The following is a 20,094-nucleotide window of genomic DNA, read 5'->3' on the forward strand; positions in this document are numbered from 1 at the left end:
ATTCACCGAATACGGACACCGGACCTGCTCACCGGGCACGGCCGTACGGCGGGCGGGAGGCCTGCCCACCGCCCTGCCCATCGCGTGACGGGCCCCGCCGGGCGGGCGATACTCCGCTGAGGAGGTGCCGTCGTGCTGCGACGACCGGACCATCGAACGTGGCCGCCCGGGTCGTTTCTCGCCCGGCTCCCCGACGCCAGCCGCGCCTGGATGCGGGCGCCGCTCTTCCAGGGAGCCTCCACCACCACCGTGGCCGCCGCATAACCGCTCATCACCGCGTTGCGCATCGGAAAACTCTGCTTGCTGGGCGGGGCGTCCGGCCAGAACTGGCTGACGACCGCGCCCTCCTGGGCGATCCGCTGCTGCAGAGCGCGGTTCTCACTCGGATAGAAGCGGTTGATGCCCGTCCCGATGACGGCCACCGTCCTACCGCCCGCCTCCAGCGCCGCCCGGTGCACGGCGATGTCGATGCCCCGGGCGAGGCCGCTGACCACGGTTACCTTGTTCAGGGCCAGCTCTCTCGCCACCGCGGACGCGATCCGCAGCCCCTGCTCACTCGCCTGCCGGGTGCCCACGACGGCGATCGCGCGCCGGTCTTCGAGGAGCGCCCCCCGCGAGAACAACAGGGGGCACCTGGTGGATGCTGCGGAGCTGACTCGGGTAGTCGCGGTCGAAGCAGGCGTGGACCCCGATGCCCCCCGCCTCCCAGCCGGCCAGCGCCTGCGCGGCCTCGGCCAGGGCGGACACCACGGGGTCCGTCTCGGGGAACAGCGTGTCCTGCAGTCTCAGCTCGCGCTCCAGGGCCGTCACCGCGCTGCCGGTCTCGAGCACGTCGAGCGCGATGTCCTGCCACTTGGCGCCAGGACGCCGCAGCAGCGCCACGAGTGCGGCGCGTTCGCGCAGTTCCGGGAGCATGCCCCCGATGCTACCGGGCAACAGGGGAACCCCCCAGAGTCTTGGGCCACCAGGTCCGGGAAATTCGAACTGTTCGACGCATCGGTCATCCCATCCCGTCCACGGGGGATTCGGGCGGGGCCGCCAGGGTGCACCAGACGATCTTGCCGCCGGAGCTCGGGCGGTGGTAGCCCCAGGGGCTCGCGAGCAGGTCGACGAGATGGAGGCCGCGCCCGCCCTCGTCCTCCAGGTCCGGGACGCACAGGACCGGCGCGGTACGGCAGGCGTCCCAGACGCGGAGCACGACCGCCTCGCGGACCCGGTAGAGGTCCAGCCAGACGTGGTCCGGGGAGGCGTGGGCCGCTGGCTCGGCGGCGGGAACGCCCGAGGCGTTCGCCTTGATCGCGTTGGAGACCAGTTCGGAGACGACGAGCCGGGCCGTCTCGACCAGGTCACTCCGGCCCCAGCCCTCCAGCACGCGCTGGACGTGCACGCGGGCGTAGTAGGGCGAGGTCGGGAAGACGGACAGCTCCAGGCAGTGCGCTGTGGTGGTGACACCGGCCATTCGACCCGCTCCTGTTCGGCACGTCGGACGGAGGACCCTGCTCGGTATGTCGGGCGTAGGACCGGCACCACCGGCGGCCGGGGGGCGACCACCCTCCCCCACGGGGACGGGGGCGCGGTGCCGGTCCTACGGGAGGTACGGCCGGGCGGTGTCTCGGGGATCACCGCAGGCCGTACCGCCGGCGCCGGGCGGACCACCCGACAGGGGTGGGCCGCATCGGGAGGGAAGTCGTCCGCCCGGCCGTCTGGGAAAGCTCATGCTTTGCCTTCCGGGGAGGATCCGCCGTGGAAGGCTTGACTCTCAGAGCATGCAGCATCACCCTCAGTTAATGCAAGGCATACATAAGTAGTGCCTACATAAGTAGTGCCTACATAATCCAGAAGGGCCCAGAAGTGCGAGATAAGCAGGGAATCGAGGGAAATGTTCCTACCCCGTCAGCCAGACGGCAGCCGCCCACCGTACGCCTGCGGCGGCTGGCGGCCGAACTGCGCCGCCTCCGCCGAATCGCCGGGCTGTCCCAGGAGGAGGTGGCGGAGAAGACCAACGTCAACGTCGTCACGCTCTACCGGATCGAGACGGCCAAGGCCAAGCCGCAGCTCCGGACGCTCGTCACCCTGCTCGACACCTACGGCGTCACCGACGACACCCGCGCCGACCTACTGGCCCTGCAGAAGGAGGCGAAGCAGCGCAGTTGGCTGCAGAGCTTCGAGGGCGACCTCCCCGACCAGTACGCCGCGTTCATCGGGCTGGAGTCCGAGGCCCAGGAGGTCATCAACTACGACTCCCTGGTGATCCCCGGCCTGTTGCAGACGGAGGACTACGCCCGAGCGGTGATCCGTGGCATACGGCCGACCGTCACGGACGCCGAGGTCGAGAGTCGCGTCACCGCCAGAATGCGACGCCAGGCCCTTCTGGAGGGCGACACCCCTCTGCGGCTGTGGGCGATCGTGGATCAGGCCGCCCTCTCCCGAACGGTCGGCGGCGAGACCGTCATGCGCGCCCAGCTCGCGCACCTCGCCCAGCAGGCCCGGCGCCCGCACATCACCATCCAGGTCATCCCGTTCTCCGGCGGGGCCCACCCGGGGATGCTGGGCAGCTTCATCGTCCTGAAGTTCGGCACGGACGATCCTGACGTGATCCACCTCGACAGCACAGCGGGGGGCTTGTTCCTCGAGAAGGAAGAGGATATTCAGCGGTATAACCAGATATGTGAATATCTCCGCGCGATAGCGCTCAGCCCGGCCGACACGAGCGCACTCATCGCCTCCCTAGACGGAGATCACTAGGGGAAGGAAGCAAGGATGCGGCAGCCTGACCTGTCCGGCGCGCGGTGGCGCAAGAGCAGCCTCAGCGCCGATGGCCCGAGCTGTGTCGAGGTGGCGTTCGTCGAGGACGTCGTCGCCGTCCGCGACACCAAGGACCGGGACGGCGGCACGCTGGTGTTCCGCCGGGACGAGTGGACGGCCTTCATCGGCGGCGTCAAGACCGGCGAGTTCGACGGCCCGGCCTGACCGTCCGGCTCACCCGCGAAAAACCGAGATCATCTTCTGGGAAGCACGCGTTTCCCATCCGGAGTGCTCCATGACGGGATCCCGCCCCCCGGCGCGCACCGGCACTCATCCCACCCCTCTACGGAGATCGCCCTCGACGGAACTTTACGTCCGCTTTATCCGTCGTCCGGAGCGACAGCGCACTCCGTCGTACAGAGAGGGTGAGGACACTGGCCGACAGACCCCAGGAGATCACCGGAGCCGGGTCGGGGCTTCACCTGGCCGGAGGTCATCTCGTCGTCACGCTCCCACCGGGCCGCCACCGGGTACGGCTGCCGCTCTCCGGGCCGGACCGGGTCGTGACGCTGATGCTGTACGGTCACCCCGGCCCGTACGGAACGGTCCACGGGCTCGCGATCCTGGACGACCGGGGCCGGGTCATGCTCGACTCCCCGGGGCCGCGGCCCCGCGAGGCGGTCGAGGCGGTCGCGGCGGAGGGCGGGCTGACGTTCGCGTTCCGCCTCTACCGCACGGCGGAGAAGGCCCGTCTGGCTCTGGCCCGCCGGGCCCCGGCCGTGCACCCGGAATCGGCCGTGTCGCCGCCGTTCGCCGAAGCGATCGAGGTGCGACCGGCCGCCGGAGCGGTCAAGGGCGCCCCTCTCCCCGCCACCGTGCTCTCCTGGGACGGGGAGACGATGGTCGCCGTCGACCTGCCCGCCGACCGGTCGGTACGGCTCACCCCCGCGGCCCTCTACCACTACCGCCACGGCATGGCGGCCACCGACTCCCGCGGGAAGACCGAGACGCAGGTCTTCACCGGGCTCGCGGTGCTCGACGCCGACGGCCTCGTCCTCCTCGACCTGCCCGGCGAGTGGCGGATCCCGGACGTGGCCGCCTTCGCCGCCGGTGCGGGGCTGCCGGTCGTGGACGCTCTGGACGCCCCGTCGGACCGGGTGCGCGCCGTACTGGCCGGGCGCGCTCCCGGCTGGAGGCGCCTGGCCGGGCTGCCGGTCGCCCGCAGGTCCGGGGCGAAGCGGGTCGTGGTCGTCGGCGCGGGGGCCGCGGGCCTGCTAACGATGGCCTACGTCGTCTCGGTGGGGGGGACGGCCGCGTGGCGGGGGCTGTCCGCGCTGGGGTGGATGCTGCTGGACGTGGTGGACGCCAAGTGGTTCGCCGTCTTCTTCAGCCCCCTGCTCCTCGTCCTGGCCCCCGCCCGCCAGGCGCTGCACGTCCGGCAGGTCCGGCGCGGCAAGGTCCTGGGACAGCCGGGCGGTCCCCGGCTCTCGGTCCGGAACGGGATGCTGCGGATCATGCGCGCCCCGAAGGCGGTCCCCCTCGATCTGCTCCTGGGGCCGGGCCCGGGCACCGCGGCGTGCCTGCTGGCCTACCGGTACGAGGGCGTGCGCGGGCTCTTCGTGCTCAGCGGAGCCGGCGCGCCGCTGAACCACCTGCCGGGCCCCTGGCATCCTGAGGACGTGCACCGCTTCGCCGTACGGCACGGCCTGGCGTTCGAGGGCCGCACGCTGAACCGGGAGGAGTATCTCGATCTGGCTTCCCGCGTCCGGGACGCCCTCCCCTGACCGGAGTCCGGGGCGCCCTCCCCTGGCCGGGGTCCGGTATGCCCTGGAACCCGAAGTCCGACGCGACCCGGACCGATCCGGAGATCGCCGGACACGCCCGTCCTGCCAGCCAAATCACACCAAGGTGATTACCCTGGTGAGGCACGGGGGTACGAATCCCTCGGCAATGGGGCCGGGGCCGCGCCTCTCCTGCGGGAGGCCGGACCTCTTCGCCGCGTCCGGGTCGCCGGGACCACAGGAGGACTGCTTGCAGCGTTCCAGGCTCGGTCGTCGTGCGTCGTCTCCGATCCGTGCCGCGCGTCCGGTCCTCCTTCTAGTGAGAGGTTCTCTGTGCGACGCGTCCTCCGGTTCTCCCTTCCGGTCATCACCGCTCTCGCGGCCCTTCCCCTGACCTCCTCCCCCGCCGCGGCCGGTTCGGCGGCGGGCCTGCCGCGAGGCGTGCAGCGGGCGAAGGTGGTGCGCATCGTGGACGGTGACACGGTCGAGGTCCGGTTCGGCAAGAGCAGCCGGAAGGTCCGCGTGCGCCTGCTCGGCCTCGACACCCCGGAGTACGGCCGGTGCTGGTTCGACTCCGCGACCGAGCGCACCCGCGCGCTCCTGCCCCTCGGCAGGACCGCCTACCTGCTGCGGGACCGCGACTACAAGGACCACTACGGGCGCCGCCTGTTCTACGTCTACAATCACCGGGGCCTGTCCGTGGCCCGCAACCTCGTCCGCTACGGGTACGCCAAGGCTCTGCTGTACCGCAAGAACGACCGCTACATCAGGACGATGCGCCTGGAGGAGGCCCGGGCGCGCAAGAGGCGGCTGCGGATCTGGTCGGGCCGGTGCGACAGCAGCAAGGACATGGTGGCCCCCCTCCCCGCCGAGGCGCGGACGGTGGGCTACGCGGGCCCCGGATGGCAGCCCGACCCCCGTTTCCGCACCTGCGAGTCCGCGATCTCCGCAGGCTTCGGGCCGTACGAGCGCAGCGTCCACCCGGAGTACGCGTGGTACTACGACGCCGACGGCGACGGGCTCGTCTGCGAGCGCTGATCCCACGGCAGCCGAACCCACGGCCGCCGAACCCACAGCCGCCGAAGCCCGAGAGCACCGGAGTCGCGAGCACCGAAGCCCGCGCCGGCAGGACTTCTGACGGCAGGAGCCCTGCCCTCAGAACTCCAGAGCGTCCTGGACGGGGGAGTCGCCGGAGGCGAGCACGTCCAGGATCTGCTCGCCGTATTTCGCCAGTTTGCTCTCGCCGACACCGCTCACCTGGCCGAGCTCGGCCAGGGAGGAGGGGGAGTCGGCCGCGATCTGGCGCAGGGTCGCGTCGTGGAAGACGACGTACGCGGGGAGCCCGCGCTCCTTGGCGACGACGGCTCGCCAGGCCCGGAGCCGCTCGAACACCGGCACGGCCTCCTCCGGCAGGTCGGCCGCCGGGGACGGACGGCGCGCCCCGGAGCCGCGCGCCGCGCTCCCGGCCCGCGCCGTCCGCTCCGGGTCGCGGCGGAGCGGCACCTGCCTGCGCCGGGCCAGCACCTCGGCGCTCGCGTCGGTGAGCGCGAGCGTGCCGTGGTCGCCCTCGACGCTCAAGAGCCCCTGGGCCAGCAGCTGGCGCACCACGGCGCGCCACTCGGACTCGTTCAGCTCCGTGCCGACGCCGAAGACCGTCAGGGAGGCGTGGCCGTGCTGGACGACCTTGTCGGTCTCCCGGCCGAGCAGGATGTCGATGACGTGGCCCGCGCCGAAGCTCTGCCCCCGCTCGCGCCTCAGGCGCAGTACCGCCGACAGGAGTTTCTGCGCCGCGATCGTGCCGTCCCAGGTCTCGGGCGGCGTCAGGCAGGTGTCGCAGTTGCCGCAGGCGCCGGACTCCTGGCCGAAGTAGGCGAGCAGGTGGACGCGGCGGCACTCGACCGTCTCGCACAGGGCCAGCATGGCGTCGAGATGGGAGCTCAGACGACGCCGGTGGGCGGCGTCGCCCTCGGAGGCGTCGATCATCCGGCGCTGCTGCACGACGTCCTGGAGCCCGTAGACCATCCACGCGGTGGACGGCAGGCCGTCGCGGCCGGCCCGCCCGGTCTCCTGGTAGTAGCCCTCGATGGACTTGGGCAGGTCGAGGTGGGCGACGAACCGCACGTCGGGCTTGTCGATGCCCATGCCGAACGCGATGGTGGCGACCATGACGAGGCCGTCCTCGCGCAGGAAGCGCGACTGGTGCGCGGCGCGGGTGCGCGCGTCGAGCCCGGCGTGGTACGGCAGCGCCTGGACGCCGTTCTCCGCCAGGAACGCGGCGGTCTTCTCCACCGAGGCGCGGGACAGGCAGTAGACGATGCCGGCGTCCCCGGGGTGCTCGGTGCGCAGCAGTTGCAGCAGCTGCCGGCGGGGCTCCCGCTTCTGCGCGATGCGGTACTGGATGTTGGGGCGGTCGAAGCTCGCCACGAAATGGCGGGCCCCGCCGAGGTTCAGCCGGGTCGCGATCTCCGCGTGGGTGGCCTCGGTGGCGGTGGCGGTCAGCGCGATGCGCGGCACGTCGGGCCAGCGCTCGTGCAGGGCGGACAGCGCCAGGTAGTCGGGGCGGAAGTCGTGTCCCCACTGGGCCACGCAGTGCGCCTCGTCGATGGCGAACAGCGCGATCACGCCGCGGTCGAGGAGGCCCAGCGTCGAGGAGGTGCGCAGCCGTTCCGGCGCCACGTAGAGCAGGTCCAGCTCACCGGCGAGGAAGGCGGCCTCGACCTCGCGGCGCTCCTCGTGCTCCTGCGTGGAGTTGAGGAAGCCCGCCCGCACGCCGAGGGCCGTCAGCGCGTCGACCTGGTCCTGCATGAGCGCGATCAGCGGCGAGACGACGACGCCGGTGCCCTTCCGCACGAGGGCGGGCACCTGGTAGCACAGCGACTTGCCGCCGCCGGTGGGCATGAGCACGAGCGCGTCACCGCCGGCGACGACGTGGTCGATGATCTCCCGCTGCCCCTCCCGGAAGGAGCCGTAACCGAAGACGCGGCGCAGCACGCGCGAGGCGTCGTCCGCCTCGGGGGCGTCTTGAGGGGAGCCGGGAGGGGAAGTCATCACGTCATTCTAGGAGGATCGGGACACCCGCGAAGGAGACCGCCGGAGGCTGTGGACGACGCGGGCGGCCGTACCCAGGGCTGTGGACGACGGGCGGGGCTCCGTCCGGCTCCGGCCGGGACGGCGCCCCGCAGGAGATCGCCGTCGAGGACGCCCCGCCGGGCGCAGGACGCCCCACCGGCCGCAGGACGGGTGCGCCCCGTGCCGCACCCGCCCGCATGACCGAACGCCGTACCGCACTCGCCCGCATGACCGAACGCCGTACCGCACTCGCCCGCATGACCGGATCGATCACGGGTAGTCCCCGCACGCCCCATCGGACGGAAAGGACTCCCATGCTCACCCTCATCCTGCTGATCTTCGCCCTCGCCTGCTTCCTGCTGGCCGCGTTCGGCATCGGCGGCGCCCGGATCAACCTGATGGCGCTCGGCCTGGCCCTGTGGGTGCTGAGCGAGCTGATCCCGAAGATCGGCGACCTCTGACCGCGGTCCGCCCCGGTCGGCGGCCTCTACCGGCGGTCCGCCCCGGAGGACGAGCCGGGCGGTCAGCCCGTCTGGAGGACGAGCCGGGCGATCCGCTCGACGGTGCCGAAGTCACCGGGCGCGGCCCGGTTCTTCATCACGCCGACGCTGATCCCGGTGGCCGTGTCCGCGAAGGCCGCGGTGCCCCCGCTGCCGCCCATCCCGAACACGGTGGGCAGGCCGATCCCCTCGGTCAGGCCGATCGAGTAGCCCAGCGCCAGGGTGGCGGGGTTGCCCGCCACCTCGTCCACCCCGCTCACCGCCGGGGAGGACAGTTCGCGCAGCCGGGCGGCGGAGACCAGCTCCCCGCCCAGCAGCGCGTCGTACATGCGGGCCACCGCGCGGGCGGTCATCGTGCCGCCCGCAGGGATGTCCGAGGTCAGCACGTCGGCGCGGTTGCTGAACGCGGCGTCCGGCATCGCCCCCGGAGGGGCGGCCGTGTAGCCGCCGACCACCTTGAAGAACGGGATCTGCGCCATCACCTCGGCGGGCAGGTCCATCGGCGGCCCGGCGTCCTCGATCCTGGCCAGCCGGCCGAGTTCGGACGCGGGCACGCCGAAGAACAGCTCGCCGGCCACGCCGAGCGGTCCGGCCACCTCCTCGCGGAGCACCTGCGAGATCGGCTTTCCGGTCACCCGGCGGACGACCTCGCCCAGGATGTAGCCGTAGGTCTGCGGGTGGTAGCCGAACCGGGTGCCCGGCTCCCACCACGGCTCGGCGGCGGCGATCGCGGCGCACATCCGGTCCCAGTCGCACAGGTCCTCGGGCGTGGTGTCCACCGGCACCCCGGGCACCCCGGTCGCGTGCGTCAGCGCGTGCCGTACGGTCGCCCCCTCCTTGCCGCGGGCGGCGAACTCCGGCCACACGTCCGCGATCCGGGTCTCGTAGCCGAGGGCTCCGCGCTCGGCCAGCACGTGGACGACGGTCGCGGTCACCCCCTTGCCCGTCGAGGTGGCGTAGACCGGGGTGTCGGAGGTGAACGGGCGGCCCGTCTCCGGGTCGGCGACCCCTGCCACCGCGTCGGCCAAGAGCTCGCCGCGCCGGTAGACGGCGACCTGCACGCCGCGCTCGGCCCCCGACGCCACCAGCTCGTCGACGGCGGCCTGCACGTCCTTCTGAAGGTCGGACACGATGCTTCCTCTCTCTCGCGGTATCTCCCTCATGAGACGAGGGCGGCGCGGAAAAGGAATCGGCCTCACAGCGAGGGCGGCAGGCCGAACGCGGGGAACAGCTCGTCCCCGAACGTGGTGATCTGGGTGACCAGTCCGTCCTCGATCCGCAGGACCCCCAGCCAGGACGGCGAGAAGCAGGTCTCTCCGGCCCGGCGCAGGTAGGCGGCGGCCGCGGGCTGGCGGTTGGCCCGTACGGCCAGCATCCGCCAGTCGCCCCATGCCTCGGGCCCGACCATCGCCGGGGTCCAGGCCGCCACGAAGGTCTCCAGGCCCTGCAGCCAGATCGGCGCCGGCGGCATCGCCTGCCACACGTCGGCCCGGAGCACCCCGACGAGGACGGACGGGTCGGCCTGCTCGACGGCGTCGATGTAGCGCTGCAGGACCGCGCGGTCCTGGGGGGTGGGCTCGGCGGCCGTGGCCCACTCCGTCCTCTGCGCGGGCAGGTGCCTCCTGACGGTCGGCCTGGCCCGCTGCAGGGCGCTCTTCACCGCGGCGACGGTCAGTCCCAGCGACTCGGCGGTCTCCTGCGCCGACCAGCCGAGCACGTCGCGCAGGATGAGCACCGCCCGCTGCCGCGGCGGCAGGTGCTGGATCGCGACCAGGAAGGCCAGCTCGATCGTCTCGCGCTCGATCACCAGGTCCGCCGCGTCCAGCAGCTCGTCGGGGTAGGGCTGGAGCCAGGAGACCAGGCCCGCGGCGGGCGGGTCGAGCCCGGGATCGGCCCCGGCCGGCGCCGGGCGCGGCTCCGGCCGGCGGGGGTGCGCCCTGAGGTGGTCCAGGCAGGCGTTGGTGGCGATCCGGTACAGCCAGGCCCGCAGTCCGGCCTCGTCCCGCAGGGTGTCGCGGCGGCGCCAGGCCCGCAGGAACGTCTCCTGGACGAGGTCCTCGGCCTCGTCGAAGGAGCCGAGCATGCGGTAGCAGTGCACGTGCAGCTCACGCCGGTGCGCCTCGGCGCGCTCGGCGAACCCGTCCACCACCGCCGGTTCCGTCGTCATCGCCGGAATCCTAACCTGGGAGCACACCCCCTGACGGCGCCCGGTCAGCCTCCCGCCTCGTGGGCGGCGACCAGCTGCCGGGGCGCCGTCAGGCACCACGCCTCGGTGACCAGTTCGAACAGCTCGTCCGCGTCGATCCCCGCCAGGTGCACCACCACCCAGCCGAACCGGCCCGCGGTGAACTGGGGCTCGAAGACCTCCGGCCGCTCCGCCACCAGCGCGATCTGCTCCTCGATCGTCGCCTTGAGGCCGACGGTCTCGGTCCTCTCCCACAGGTAGCCGAACCCCTTGCCCCGCACCTTCAGCGAGATCCAGTCACCGCCGGGGGTCTGCTTCACCTCCGGCAGCCGGTCCAGCATCCCCAGGAACTCGTCAACGCTCACAGCCATGGCCCAGACCTACCAGAGCGCTCCGACATTTCCCGTGCCGAGGTGACACCCCGGCCTGCGCGACCCTCCGGTCCGGAACGACCGAAAGACCGGCCGGATCCGGAGGCCGGTCCCCGACCCCCTTCCGACGGCCTGTTCCGACACACCGGTCGGCAATCGGCTCTCACCGGCGACCACCGCTTAACCTGCAGGGGAAGGCGTGCGCGGCGACCTGTCCACGCCGCCGCTCCACTCCACCGGAGACGGCCACAGGAGGAACCGATGCCGGGAACGGGTGCGCGGATCGGCGCGGTCCTGCTCGCGAGCAGCCTGACACCGGCTCTGAGCGCCGCCCTCGCCTACCCGCACGCCGCCGCCGCCGAGCCCGTGCGGATCCGCCCCGCGGACAAGTACGCCGGCTACGCCCAGCTCGCCGCCCACGAGACCGAGGGCAGGGACTACCGGCGTGAGCGGCGCTTTCCCCGTGGTGCCCGGGTCGCCCACATCGCCATCCACGGAGGCGACATCGAGCCGCCGACGACCCAGCTGGCGGACCACTCCGCACGCGCCGGTCGACACGCCTACTACTCGTTCACGGCCACCAAGGCCTCCGGCAACCGTGACCTGCACATCACCGCCGACAGGTTCGACGAGCCGAAAGCGCGCAGCCTGGTGGCCAGGGTCGACTACACCGTCGCCTGGCACGGCGCCGCCGGATCCGGGGCGACGACCTACATCGGCGGCCGCGACACGGCACTGATCAGGAAGATCACCGCCGAGCTGCGCGCCGCGGGCTTCACCGTCGCCGGGTCGGTTCCCGCGGGCTTGAAGGGCAGGAGCCCGGCCAACATCACCAACAGGAACCGGCGGGGCAGGGGGGTGCAGCTGGAGATCAGTCTCGGCCAGCGGAAGCGGTTCTTCACCGACGGAAGGCTGAACCGCGCCTGGATCGGAAATCCAGACAACCGCACCAGTGCGTTCCACGCCTACACCGCCGCGGTCAACCGCGCCCTCCCCGGATCCTGAACGGCTCCCCCGGTTCCGTCCCGTCGCCCCCGCACGCCCGCCTCCCACGACGGAAGATGCGCCCGCCCCCCGCACGCCCGCCTTCCACGACGGAAGGTGCGCCCGCCCGGGCCCGGCCGTCCCCACCGGTGGTCCCGTGCCGTACCGGGCTCCCGGGTGAAAACAGTCGGTGGCCCGCGAATTCCGACTTCCGACCCGGGTCGGCGCCTGACGCAGATCAGCTGTCTTCGCGGTCAGTTCTTCCGCGGCTGCGGCGTCCCCCGGCCGGCGGGCTCGATCAGCCCGCAGTCGTAGGCGAGGACGACCGCCTGCGCGCGGCTGGTCAGATGGAGCTTGCTCATCAGCCGGTTCAGGTGCGTCTTGACCGTGGCCTCGCTCAGCGACAGCACCTCGGCGATCTGCCGGTTGGACATGGCCTGCCCGACGAGGTGGAGCACCTCGACCTCGCGTCCCGTGAGCGGGGCGAGCGGCTCCGGACGCGTGCCGGGTTCCGTGCGCGGGCGCGCGGCCGGGGCGCCGAAGGCCTCCACCAGCCGCCTGACGGCGTTCGGGGCGAGCAGGACGTCTCCGCCGGCGACCGTGTGGACGGCGGAGATGAGGCGTTCGGGCGGGGTGTCCTTGAGGAGGAAGCCGCTCGCTCCCAGGCGCAGCGCGTTGTAGACGTACTCGTCGACGTCGAAGGTGGTCAGGATCAGCACCTTCGGCACCGGGGAACCGCCCGCCGCGAGGATGCGCTCGGTCGCGGTGATGCCGCTGATCCCGGGCAGCCGGATGTCCATCAGCACGACGTCGGGCCGGAGCTCCGCCGCGAGGTCCACGGCCTCCTCGCCGGTGGCGGCCTCCCCGACCACCTCCAGCCCCGGAGCGGCGCGGATGAGCGCGGCCAGCCCCGCGCGGATCAGCACCTGGTCGTCGACCACCAGTACGGTGACCATTCGCGCGCCTCGCAGGTAGGTGTGTCGTCCGGACGTCACCCGCCCGGAGCGGGCGCGGGCAACGGGAGTACGGCCACCACCGCGAACCCGCCCTCCGGGCGGGGCCCTGCGGTGATCTTTCCCTGGTAGAGCCTGACACGTTCGGTCATGCCGATCAACCCGTGTCCGGCATCCCCGGAGCCGGGACCGCCGGGAGAGACGGTCCCGTCGTCGACGACGCTGACGGTCAGCTCGGCCGGGCCGTACTCCAGCAGCACCTCCGCCCGCGCCGCCCCGGCGTGCTTGAGCACGTTGGTCAGCGCCTCCTGCACGACCCGGTAGGCGCACAGGTCCAGCCCGGACGGCAGCGTCCGCGCCTTCCCCACGACGCGCACCTCGACCGCGGATCCGGCCGCGCGCACCCGCTCCAGCAGCGGCGTGAGCCCTCCCAGACCCGGAGTGATCGCATAGAGGTCCTCGTCCTCGTCGCGCGCCTCCACGCGCAGGATCGACAGCAGCCGCCGCATCTCCCCCAGCGCCTCGCTGCTGGCGTCGGCGATGACCCCCAGCGTCTCGTGCGCGGCCACCGGATCGCCCAGGGCGACGTACCTGCCCATGCCCGCCTGGACCGAGATCACCGACATGTGGTGCGCCACCAGGTCGTGCAGCTCCCGCGCGATGCGCACCCGCTCCCGGGTGACGGCCCGCCGGGCCGCGGCGGCCCGCTCCTCATGGAGCCGTGCCGCCAGTTCGGCCAGCTGGCCGGTGCGTTCGCCCAGCAGCCGCACGCCGGCACCGATGCACACCGTGACGCCGGCCACCAGGACGGACTGCCCGGCGGCCGACCACCACGCGATTCCGGGATGCAGACCGACGGCGTGGACCCACTCCGCGACGACCGGCACGGTGCCGGCGGCGGTGACGGCGGCGGGGCGGTGCGCGGCCAGGGTGTAGAGGGCCAGCAGCGGCGCCATGCTGTTGAGCCCGTAGTGGTAGCCGAGCGCGTGGTAGACCACGGCGCCCGCCGCGGAGACCACCAGCACGGTGAACGGCATCCGCCTGCGCAGCGCCAGGGGCAGGTTCACCACGGCCGTCAGCGCGACCGACCACCCGTCCACCGGCCGCGCGGCGCGCCCGGGCTCGTATACCGCCCACAGCACGCTCCCGACGGACATCACCAGCGCCAGCGCGCCGTCGAGCACGAGCGGATCGACGACCGACAGCCGTCCGAGCGCCCGAGCGCCACGACCACGCACCAGCGCATGCTATGGGCCGCGGACCTGCTCCGCATTCATCCTTCGATTGACATCGATCGCCGTACGGAGCGGCCGGGAGGCCGGGGCGCTCCCCCCTCCGAAGGATCTCCCGCCGGTTCGGCACGGACGAGAGCGCCGTGCAGGAGCGCCGCGCGGCCGATCACCTCGGCGCCGTGGAGAGCGGAGAGATGCCGCCACCGACCGTTCCACCACGACGGCAGCGGCCGGATCACCGTGATCATGGCGACCACCGCACCGAGCCTGACAGGACGAACGTATGGTCACGACCTCTGGGGCGTCGGGTCCGGCGTCACGCGGAGCAAGCCGTCACGGACGCTCCAACCGATACCCGCGTCGTCCCGGTCGACGGCGCCCGGCAGTCGGGCGACGCCCCTCTTCTCGACCGGGCTGCGATCGGGGACGCCTTCCGGCGGCTCGGTGATCGTCTCGCCCGGCGCGGACGGTTCGGCCCGCCGGGTCTTCGACCATCCGGGACTGCGTGTGTCCGCGGCTTCAGCAGAGCACCTGCCCGCGATGAAAGTCCTGGCCGCTCGGCGACGGGACACCGGCGACATCCGCACCCTCGTCGGCAGACTCGCGCTCGGCTCCGCGGACGAGGTGCTTGCCCTCTGCACGGAGGTCTTCCCCGACGAGCCCGTTCCCGACCGTGCCCGCCTCATGCTGGAAGACCTGTTCGACGAGAGCTGACGGCAACGCCGATCAGCGGGCCACGGCACGACGCCCCGTTCCCGAGATCAGGAACGGGGCGTTTCGGCTGGTGGGCGTTATCGGGCTCGAACCAGTGACATCTCGCTTGCAAGGCAATCCGAACGGCTCCCCGAGCAGGACCGATATCGGCCATGACCTGCGGCTACGGTCTCTGGCCGTCCACCGGTGTCCAGCCCTATCCCCGGTCGTTGTCAACCAGTTGGTCACCCGGAACACAGCCCTGAGTCTGGGATCGTCCCCTGGCACTCCTTCATCGGCCGGGACTCCGAACCCCTTTTGTCGGCGACGACTGCAACCATGCCCCTCACATGATTCAAGGAGCGACAGTGATCGAGTATCTCGAGGAGTTCCGCTGGCTCTCCGACTGCGAAGAACTGGATGAGATCTACTGCGTGTCCTTCGTCCGGGATCTCACCCCGGAGGAAGTTCTCCGCCGGTTCAGCGGGGACGAGAACACCACGGAGGAGTGCGATGCAGCCGATTACGTCGGCACCGCGAAGATCGGCGACTGGACCCTGGTCGTCGAACCAGGAGGATGGGAGCTCGCCGCCACCCCCGAGATATACACCCGGGTCGGACGGGGAACCGAGATCGTTTCAGTCTCCCGCCACGACTGCGCCTCGGACACCTTCGTCTACATCGTCGATGGCGAACCCGTCGTCCAGTTTGAACCGATGTTTCCGGGAGATCGGTCAGGCACCGATCCAGACCGCCTCGTCGAGGAGATGCGCGTGGTCGGGCTGAACCCCGACCACGACATCGACGGACCGGACATCGGTTCCCCGATCGAGAGGTCATTCGCCCTGGCCAGTAAAATCGTCGCTCTCCACTTCTCTCCGGAGATGCTGGAGCTCTGCTCCTTCCGCACCGCACCTCGTGAGGACTGATCGGCACCCGCGGGAAGACCAGTTCGCTGAGGATCTCAGGGGTTCAGGGGATAACGGGTCGACAGCTCCCGAACTTGGAGAACGTCCGAGCAGGGCTTGAGAGGGACCAGGACCGCGCAGCGCGCCAGATGGCCCAGATGGTGCGGTCACTGGGCAGGCTGGCGTACATGTCCGGCATTCGCGACGCCGTGCTCGCAGCGTCCTCCGGCTCATTGTGGCGTCGGTCGAAGCCACGGCCGACCGGGACAGGTACGACGCCGGTCCTCCGAAGCGAGCAGGACGCCATCACGCCTGCGAGCAGCGGTGAGTTCGGGCAGGCGGGCGCTTGCCGTTACTTCGAGCGTTCATGTCGGACCGGGCCCTCTGCGACGCGCCCGGCTGGATTTCCGAATGACGACCGGTCAGCCCGGCAGCAGGGTGAATGCCGATATGTGCCGCGGTCTGACAACCCGGAAGTGACGATGGTCCACCGTGGCGATCTCCTTCAGCGCCAGCCGCTCAGCGATAGCGATCACTGCCGCATCGACCAGCCCGAGGGGCAGATCGATGTAGGTCTCAACGAGCTGGGCCATTCGAGGAAGGTCTTCGTCTTCCAGCTCCGCCACGTGGAATCCATCGCCCCCGAACGACTTGAGGAACGTCACCTCGGCTCTCGGACCGACACGGGACTCCAGCAGATAACCGATCTCCCCCATCACCGGAGAAGGCACGAGCAGCGGACCGCGCGCCCGGCGGAGCAGCTTCAGGCATTCGTGATGGTGCCGGTCCTTCACATTGCCCGCAGCGAGGAGCACGCCCGTGTCGCATAGAAGCACCTCAGTGACCCCATTCCGAGCGGAGGATCTCCTCGTGCCGCTCGGACAGCTCAGGTTCGGCTTCGAAGGAAGCGAAGAACGGTAGATCCCGCTCGGCTCCTTCGCACTCCCCCAGACGGCCCCGGATCAGTTCCAGAGCCGGACGCAGTTCCACCTCCGGCAGCTGATCCACCAGGTGGTGCAGTTCCTCACGCATGGCGCTCATATGGACGAGTGTAGGCCTCTGACCTCGATCACCAGGGCTGTCCCGGTGCTCCAGGTGCCGACCATGCTCCGGAGAACCGGTTCTGGCTTGGCGACTCGCTGGCGAAGCGAGCGCTCACCAAGTGGTGAACGCTCGACTCTCCGCCGAAAAAACTGCACCCCTGACCTGTCGATGCAGTTCAGGGGCCTGAAGGTGGGCGCTACCGGGTTCGAACCAGTGACATCTCGCTTGTAAGGCGAGCGCTCTACCGCTGAGCTAAGCGCCCGGGAAATCCCGTCGCACAGACGGGATACAACCTTACGGCACGGCGGAGGTCGTCGGCACATCGAGCGACCACGACGCACCCGCCTCCGGCGCCCCGGCCGCGCGCCAGCCGAGCAGGGCCGCGCCGAGCATGCCCGCGGCGACGCCCAGGGCCGCCTTGCGCAGCGGCGGGGCCGCGCGGAAGGTGAGCCGTTCGCCGAGCCGTACGGCCAGCGGGTCGGACAGCAGGGGGCCCGCCTCGGCCAGGCCGCCGCCCAGGACGATCGCCGAGGGGTCCAGCAGGAGCGTGTAGGTGGCCAGGGCGAGCGAGAGCGCCTCGACCGCGTCGTCCCAGGTCTTCACCGCCAGCGGGTCCCCGGCGGCGGCCAGCGCGGCGACCTGCTCGGCCGTGGCGGCGGACGCGGCACGGGCCGAGTAGCGGCGGGAGACGGCCGAGGCGGAGGCGTAGGTCTCCAGGCAGCCGATCTGGCCGCAGGCGCACCGCTCACCGCCGGGGAAGACCGGGATGTGGCCGATCTCGCCGGCCCAGCCGGAGGTCCCGCCGTACGGCCCGCCGCCGATGACCATCGCGCCCGCGATGCCGGTGCCGATCGGCAGGAACAGGAAGTCGGAGAGCTCCCGGCCGGCGCCGAGCACGCTCTCGGCCAGCCCGCCGGTGCGCACGTCGTGGCCGAGCAGGACCGGGACGTCCAGGGGGACGAGCCCGGCGGCGGGGACGTCGCGCCAGCCGAGGTTGGCGGCGTAGAGCGCGGTGGCCGTCGCGTCGTCGACCAGCCCGGGGACGGCGATGCCGGCCGCCGCGGGCGCCGTGCCGAACAGCTCCGCGCCGCGGGCGGCGAGGTCGCCGGTGAAGGAGCGGATGACGGCGATCACGTTGTCCGGGCCCCGCTCGGCCCCGGTGGGACGGCGGTCGGTCGCGACGACCGTGCCGGTGCGGGTGACGATCCCGCCCTTCATCGAGGTGCCGCCGACGTCGACGGCCACCACGTACTCGCTCATCCCGGCCTTTCCCGATCACCGGCGCGGACGCGCCTCCGCACGGGAGGGAGCACGTCATCTGTCCTTTTCGCGCCGACTCACCCTAACGCAGAGCCGGCAGGTCAGGCCGGGGAGAACCGTCCGAGCACGCGGTCCAGCGCCGCCGCGACCTCGTCGGCCAGCCCGTCGGGCCGCTCGGGATCCGCCTGGGGCCGTTCGGCGAGCCGTACGGCCCCGCAGGAGCGGCACTCCACCTCCCCGAGCCGGCAGATGAGCGCGATGGACCCGCACGAGGAGCAGGTGTCGAGGTCCAGGTCGTGCACGCGCTGGCAGTCCGGGCAGATGAGCACCTGGGTCTGCCGGCGTACCCCGCGCTTCCAGGGGCTGGCGCCGCGGACCGGGTCGGTCTGCCGGGCCCCGCACGAGAAGCAGGGCATGATCGCCTCCGAGTGGTCGAGGTCGGCGGATCCGTGGAGGACCCCGCCGGATAACCGCTTAGGAAAGTTCGGCGAGCACCTTGAGGTACTCGGCGATGTCACGTGCCTGCGGGAGCGGGTTCACCACGCGCCAGCGGACCACGCCGTCACCGTCGATGACGAAGGTCCCCCGCAGCGCCGCGCCCTTCTCCTCGTCGAACACACCGTACGCCCGCGCGACCCGCCCGTGCGGCCAGAAGTCGGAGAGGAGGGGAAACCCGTAGCCTTCCCGGTCGGCCCAGGCCCGCAGGGTGAACACCGAGTCGGACGAGACGGCGAGGACCCGGACGTCCTCGGGAGCGGCGGGGACGAACTCGTCCCGGAGCGCGGAGAGCTCACCGCGGCAGACACCGCTGAACGCGAAGGGGTAGAAGATCAGCAGGACTCTGCGGCCGCGGTGGCCCGAGAGCCCGACCGGGGCGCCGTGCTGGTCCCTCAGCTCGAAGTCCGGAGCAGGCGAACCCACCTCGACCGCCGTGTGCACTGGCATGTCCGCTGGATCCTCTCACCCCGATGGCGGATGGGCACACCATCATCCTGCCGTACGGCTCACGCGAGCCGTACGGCAGGGGGGACCCGTACCCGACCCCTTACCGGCGCGCCTTGGGTGTGGCCAGCCGCGTCCCCGACCAGTCGGGGGCGGCGCTGATGCTGCTGGTCTGCGAGAGACCCGCGGTCGTCGCGTCCTCCCCGATGTCACTGGGCTCCACGTGGCCCTCTCGACCGGCCTTGGGAGTGAGCAGCCAGATCTGGCCGCCGTCGGTCAGGTTGGTCACCACCCCGCTCAGGGCGTCGAACAGGTCACCGTCCCCGTCCCGCCACCACAGCAGCACGACGTCGACAACGTCCTCGTAGTCCTCATCGACCAGTTCGCTGCCGGTCAGCTCCTCGATGGAGTCGCGCAGATCGTCGTCGACGTCGTCGTCCCATCCGACTTCCTGCACCACTTGACCCGGCTTGAGGCCGAGACGTTCGGCCAGGCTGCGTTCGCCCTGCGCCTGACCCGCGGTCGCGCTCACGTTCATCCCTCCTGCTTCGATGGCCCCGCCCCTTGTGCGGCGGTGCTCACAGTGCTTCGGCACAGTCCACACGCTGTGACCCTCAGTCGTCAACGGTCGCCACGGCAACGACTGGGCTACGCGTGAATTAGCCCGACAAAAATGACAACCGGACCCGCCGCTCGCGGTTGTCCACGTTGAGGTCCACCACGGCGACGGACTGCCACGTGCCCAGCGCGAGTCTCCCGGCCAGGACCGGGACGGTGGCGTACGGAGGGATGAGGGCCGGCATGACATGCGACCTCCCATGCCCTGCGGATCCGTGCGCATGCCGCCACCGGTCGTCGGCCGGGAGCAGGTCCGCGAGCGCGGCGAGCAGGTCGTCGTCGCTGCCCGAGCCCAGCTCGATCAGTGCGACCCCCGCGGTCGCGTGGGGCACGAAGACGTGCAGCAGGCCGTCCAGGCCGCCGTCCCCGCACGACCGGACGAAGTCCTCGCACGCGGCGGTGATGTCGTGCACCCGCTCGCGGGAACCGGTCACCACCTCGATCATCTGGGATCTCACACGCGGAATCCTATGATCCGCGCTGGGCGGGGACGACGATCGCGTCCGGACCGGGGACCATCAGGCCCGTGTGTCCGTCCTCGAACCGCACCAGATAGGGAGGTTCTCCCTCGTTTCCCCGTACTTCGAGAACCTCGCCCCGCCGGTCGCGGTGGCCGACCGTGTCGCCGTGGACCAGTATCTGATCACCCACTGTCGCGCGCATTGCGCTCCTCCTTCCCGAGGCGGCCTTTCCCAAGGCGACCTTCCCGAGGCGGCGGAATGCCCCCTCTCCAGGGTCGTACCCTGCGGTCTTCCAGAAAAGAGCGCCCCCGGTGTTACCTTTCCCCGCCATTCGTCCTACCATCGGTG

25 protein-coding genes and 1 tRNA gene are annotated in these 20,094 nt (G+C 71.5%); 8 read left to right on the top strand and 18 right to left on the bottom strand.

Going from position 1 to position 20,094, the window contains the following annotated elements:
* Window positions 1-2 precede the first annotated feature (2 nt).
* From HS045_RS00195 to HS045_RS00205, 3 genes are all read right to left on the bottom strand, one after another.
* Entirely contained in the window at window positions 3-623 is a 621-nt protein-coding gene (locus HS045_RS00195) for a DNA-processing protein DprA (RefSeq protein WP_196449157.1), read from the bottom strand.
* A complete protein-coding gene (locus HS045_RS00200; protein ID WP_196449158.1) occupies window positions 553-915 on the bottom strand; it encodes a hypothetical protein in 363 nt (120 codons plus the stop codon). The genes HS045_RS00195 and HS045_RS00200 overlap by 71 nt, the downstream gene beginning before the upstream one ends.
* Window positions 916-1,000: 85 nt before the next feature.
* Entirely contained in the window at window positions 1,001-1,459 is a 459-nt protein-coding gene (locus tag HS045_RS00205) for an ATP-binding protein (protein WP_196449159.1), read from the bottom strand.
* 392 nt (window positions 1,460-1,851) lie between these two features.
* On the opposite strand from HS045_RS00205, the gene HS045_RS00210 reads away from it, so the two are divergent.
* The 4 genes from HS045_RS00210 (at window position 1,852) to HS045_RS00225 (ending at window position 5,564) form a co-directional block, all read left to right on the top strand.
* Window positions 1,852-2,745: a helix-turn-helix transcriptional regulator gene (locus HS045_RS00210; protein WP_307827329.1), complete on the top strand. Its 894-nt coding sequence runs from the start codon at window positions 1,852-1,854 to the stop codon at window positions 2,743-2,745.
* A gap of 15 nt (window positions 2,746-2,760) precedes the next feature.
* Window positions 2,761-2,970, top strand: a complete 210-nt coding sequence (locus tag HS045_RS00215; RefSeq protein WP_196449160.1) for a DUF397 domain-containing protein — start codon at window positions 2,761-2,763, stop codon at window positions 2,968-2,970.
* A gap of 200 nt (window positions 2,971-3,170) precedes the next feature.
* Complete coding sequence (locus HS045_RS00220) at window positions 3,171-4,529, top strand: hypothetical protein (RefSeq protein ID WP_196449161.1); 1,359 nt, start codon at window positions 3,171-3,173, stop codon at window positions 4,527-4,529.
* 330 nt (window positions 4,530-4,859) lie between these two features.
* Window positions 4,860-5,564, top strand: a complete 705-nt coding sequence (locus HS045_RS00225) for a thermonuclease family protein (protein ID WP_196449162.1) — start codon at window positions 4,860-4,862, stop codon at window positions 5,562-5,564.
* A 117-nt stretch (window positions 5,565-5,681) separates the two neighbouring features.
* Here HS045_RS00225 and recQ read toward each other — a convergent pair whose 3' ends face one another.
* On the bottom strand, window positions 5,682-7,574 hold the full coding sequence (gene recQ, locus HS045_RS00230) for a DNA helicase RecQ (protein ID WP_196449163.1): 1,893 nt from the start codon (window positions 7,572-7,574) through the stop codon (window positions 5,682-5,684).
* Window positions 7,575-7,909: 335 nt separating this feature from the next.
* Between recQ and HS045_RS00235 the strand changes: the two genes are divergently transcribed.
* On the top strand, window positions 7,910-8,056 hold the full coding sequence (locus tag HS045_RS00235) for a hypothetical protein (protein ID WP_196449164.1): 147 nt from the start codon (window positions 7,910-7,912) through the stop codon (window positions 8,054-8,056).
* 62 nt (window positions 8,057-8,118) lie between these two features.
* Here HS045_RS00235 and HS045_RS00240 read toward each other — a convergent pair whose 3' ends face one another.
* The 3 genes from HS045_RS00240 to HS045_RS00250 all read right to left on the bottom strand — a co-directional run bounded on the left by HS045_RS00240 (window position 8,119) and on the right by HS045_RS00250 (window position 10,621).
* Window positions 8,119-9,225 carry a serine hydrolase domain-containing protein gene (locus HS045_RS00240; protein WP_196449165.1) on the bottom strand — a complete coding sequence of 369 codons (1,107 nt, stop codon included), beginning with the start codon at window positions 9,223-9,225 and terminating at the stop codon, window positions 8,119-8,121.
* 65 nt (window positions 9,226-9,290) lie between these two features.
* On the bottom strand, window positions 9,291-10,262 hold the full coding sequence (locus tag HS045_RS00245) for an RNA polymerase subunit sigma-70 (RefSeq protein ID WP_196449166.1): 972 nt from the start codon (window positions 10,260-10,262) through the stop codon (window positions 9,291-9,293).
* 44 nt (window positions 10,263-10,306) lie between these two features.
* Window positions 10,307-10,621, bottom strand: coding sequence for an MmcQ/YjbR family DNA-binding protein (locus HS045_RS00250; RefSeq protein WP_374191372.1), 315 nt, complete (start codon window positions 10,619-10,621; stop codon window positions 10,307-10,309).
* A 291-nt stretch (window positions 10,622-10,912) separates the two neighbouring features.
* Between HS045_RS00250 and HS045_RS00255 the strand changes: the two genes are divergently transcribed.
* Window positions 10,913-11,656: a poly-gamma-glutamate hydrolase family protein gene (locus HS045_RS00255; RefSeq protein ID WP_196449168.1), complete on the top strand. Its 744-nt coding sequence runs from the start codon at window positions 10,913-10,915 to the stop codon at window positions 11,654-11,656.
* A gap of 233 nt (window positions 11,657-11,889) precedes the next feature.
* On the opposite strand, the gene HS045_RS00260 is transcribed toward HS045_RS00255, so the two are convergent.
* A complete protein-coding gene (locus HS045_RS00260; RefSeq protein WP_196449169.1) occupies window positions 11,890-12,591 on the bottom strand; it encodes a response regulator transcription factor in 702 nt (233 codons plus the stop codon).
* A 35-nt stretch (window positions 12,592-12,626) separates the two neighbouring features.
* On the bottom strand, window positions 12,627-13,826 hold the full coding sequence (locus HS045_RS35245; RefSeq protein WP_196449170.1) for a sensor histidine kinase: 1,200 nt from the start codon (window positions 13,824-13,826) through the stop codon (window positions 12,627-12,629).
* Between the two features lie 438 nt (window positions 13,827-14,264).
* Between HS045_RS35245 and HS045_RS00270 the strand changes: the two genes are divergently transcribed.
* The gene (locus tag HS045_RS00270; RefSeq protein ID WP_196449171.1) at window positions 14,265-14,534 is read left to right on the top strand and encodes a hypothetical protein; all 270 of its coding nucleotides are present in this window, start codon (window positions 14,265-14,267) and stop codon (window positions 14,532-14,534) included.
* Between the two features lie 347 nt (window positions 14,535-14,881).
* Window positions 14,882-15,442: a DUF6461 domain-containing protein gene (locus HS045_RS00275; RefSeq protein WP_307827330.1), complete on the top strand. Its 561-nt coding sequence runs from the start codon at window positions 14,882-14,884 to the stop codon at window positions 15,440-15,442.
* Between the two features lie 401 nt (window positions 15,443-15,843).
* Here HS045_RS00275 and HS045_RS00280 read toward each other — a convergent pair whose 3' ends face one another.
* The 9 genes from HS045_RS00280 to HS045_RS00320 form a co-directional block, all read right to left on the bottom strand.
* Window positions 15,844-16,257 carry a type II toxin-antitoxin system VapC family toxin gene (locus HS045_RS00280; RefSeq protein ID WP_196449173.1) on the bottom strand — a complete coding sequence of 138 codons (414 nt, stop codon included), beginning with the start codon at window positions 16,255-16,257 and terminating at the stop codon, window positions 15,844-15,846.
* Window position 16,258: 1 nt separating this feature from the next.
* Complete coding sequence (locus HS045_RS00285; RefSeq protein ID WP_196449174.1) at window positions 16,259-16,462, bottom strand: hypothetical protein; 204 nt, start codon at window positions 16,460-16,462, stop codon at window positions 16,259-16,261.
* Window positions 16,463-16,655: 193 nt separating this feature from the next.
* Window positions 16,656-16,727, bottom strand: a tRNA-Val gene (locus tag HS045_RS00290).
* A gap of 32 nt (window positions 16,728-16,759) precedes the next feature.
* Window positions 16,760-17,725, bottom strand: coding sequence for an ROK family protein (locus tag HS045_RS00295; RefSeq protein WP_196449175.1), 966 nt, complete (start codon window positions 17,723-17,725; stop codon window positions 16,760-16,762).
* 101 nt (window positions 17,726-17,826) lie between these two features.
* The gene (locus HS045_RS00300; protein ID WP_196449176.1) at window positions 17,827-18,141 is read right to left on the bottom strand and encodes a hypothetical protein; all 315 of its coding nucleotides are present in this window, start codon (window positions 18,139-18,141) and stop codon (window positions 17,827-17,829) included.
* A gap of 58 nt (window positions 18,142-18,199) precedes the next feature.
* Window positions 18,200-18,670 (bottom strand): peroxiredoxin, encoded by a 471-nt coding sequence (locus HS045_RS00305; RefSeq protein ID WP_196449177.1) that lies wholly within the window; start codon window positions 18,668-18,670, stop codon window positions 18,200-18,202.
* 100 nt (window positions 18,671-18,770) lie between these two features.
* Window positions 18,771-19,199, bottom strand: a complete 429-nt coding sequence (locus HS045_RS00310; protein ID WP_196449178.1) for a DUF3052 domain-containing protein — start codon at window positions 19,197-19,199, stop codon at window positions 18,771-18,773.
* Window positions 19,200-19,326: 127 nt separating this feature from the next.
* On the bottom strand, window positions 19,327-19,743 hold the full coding sequence (locus HS045_RS00315; RefSeq protein WP_196449179.1) for a secondary thiamine-phosphate synthase enzyme YjbQ: 417 nt from the start codon (window positions 19,741-19,743) through the stop codon (window positions 19,327-19,329).
* Between the two features lie 10 nt (window positions 19,744-19,753).
* A complete protein-coding gene (locus HS045_RS00320; protein ID WP_196449180.1) occupies window positions 19,754-19,948 on the bottom strand; it encodes a DUF1918 domain-containing protein in 195 nt (64 codons plus the stop codon).
* Window positions 19,949-20,094 lie beyond the last annotated feature (146 nt).

Source organism: Planomonospora sp. ID82291, from assembly GCF_015711645.1.
Taxonomy (GTDB): domain Bacteria; phylum Actinomycetota; class Actinomycetes; order Streptosporangiales; family Streptosporangiaceae; genus Planomonospora.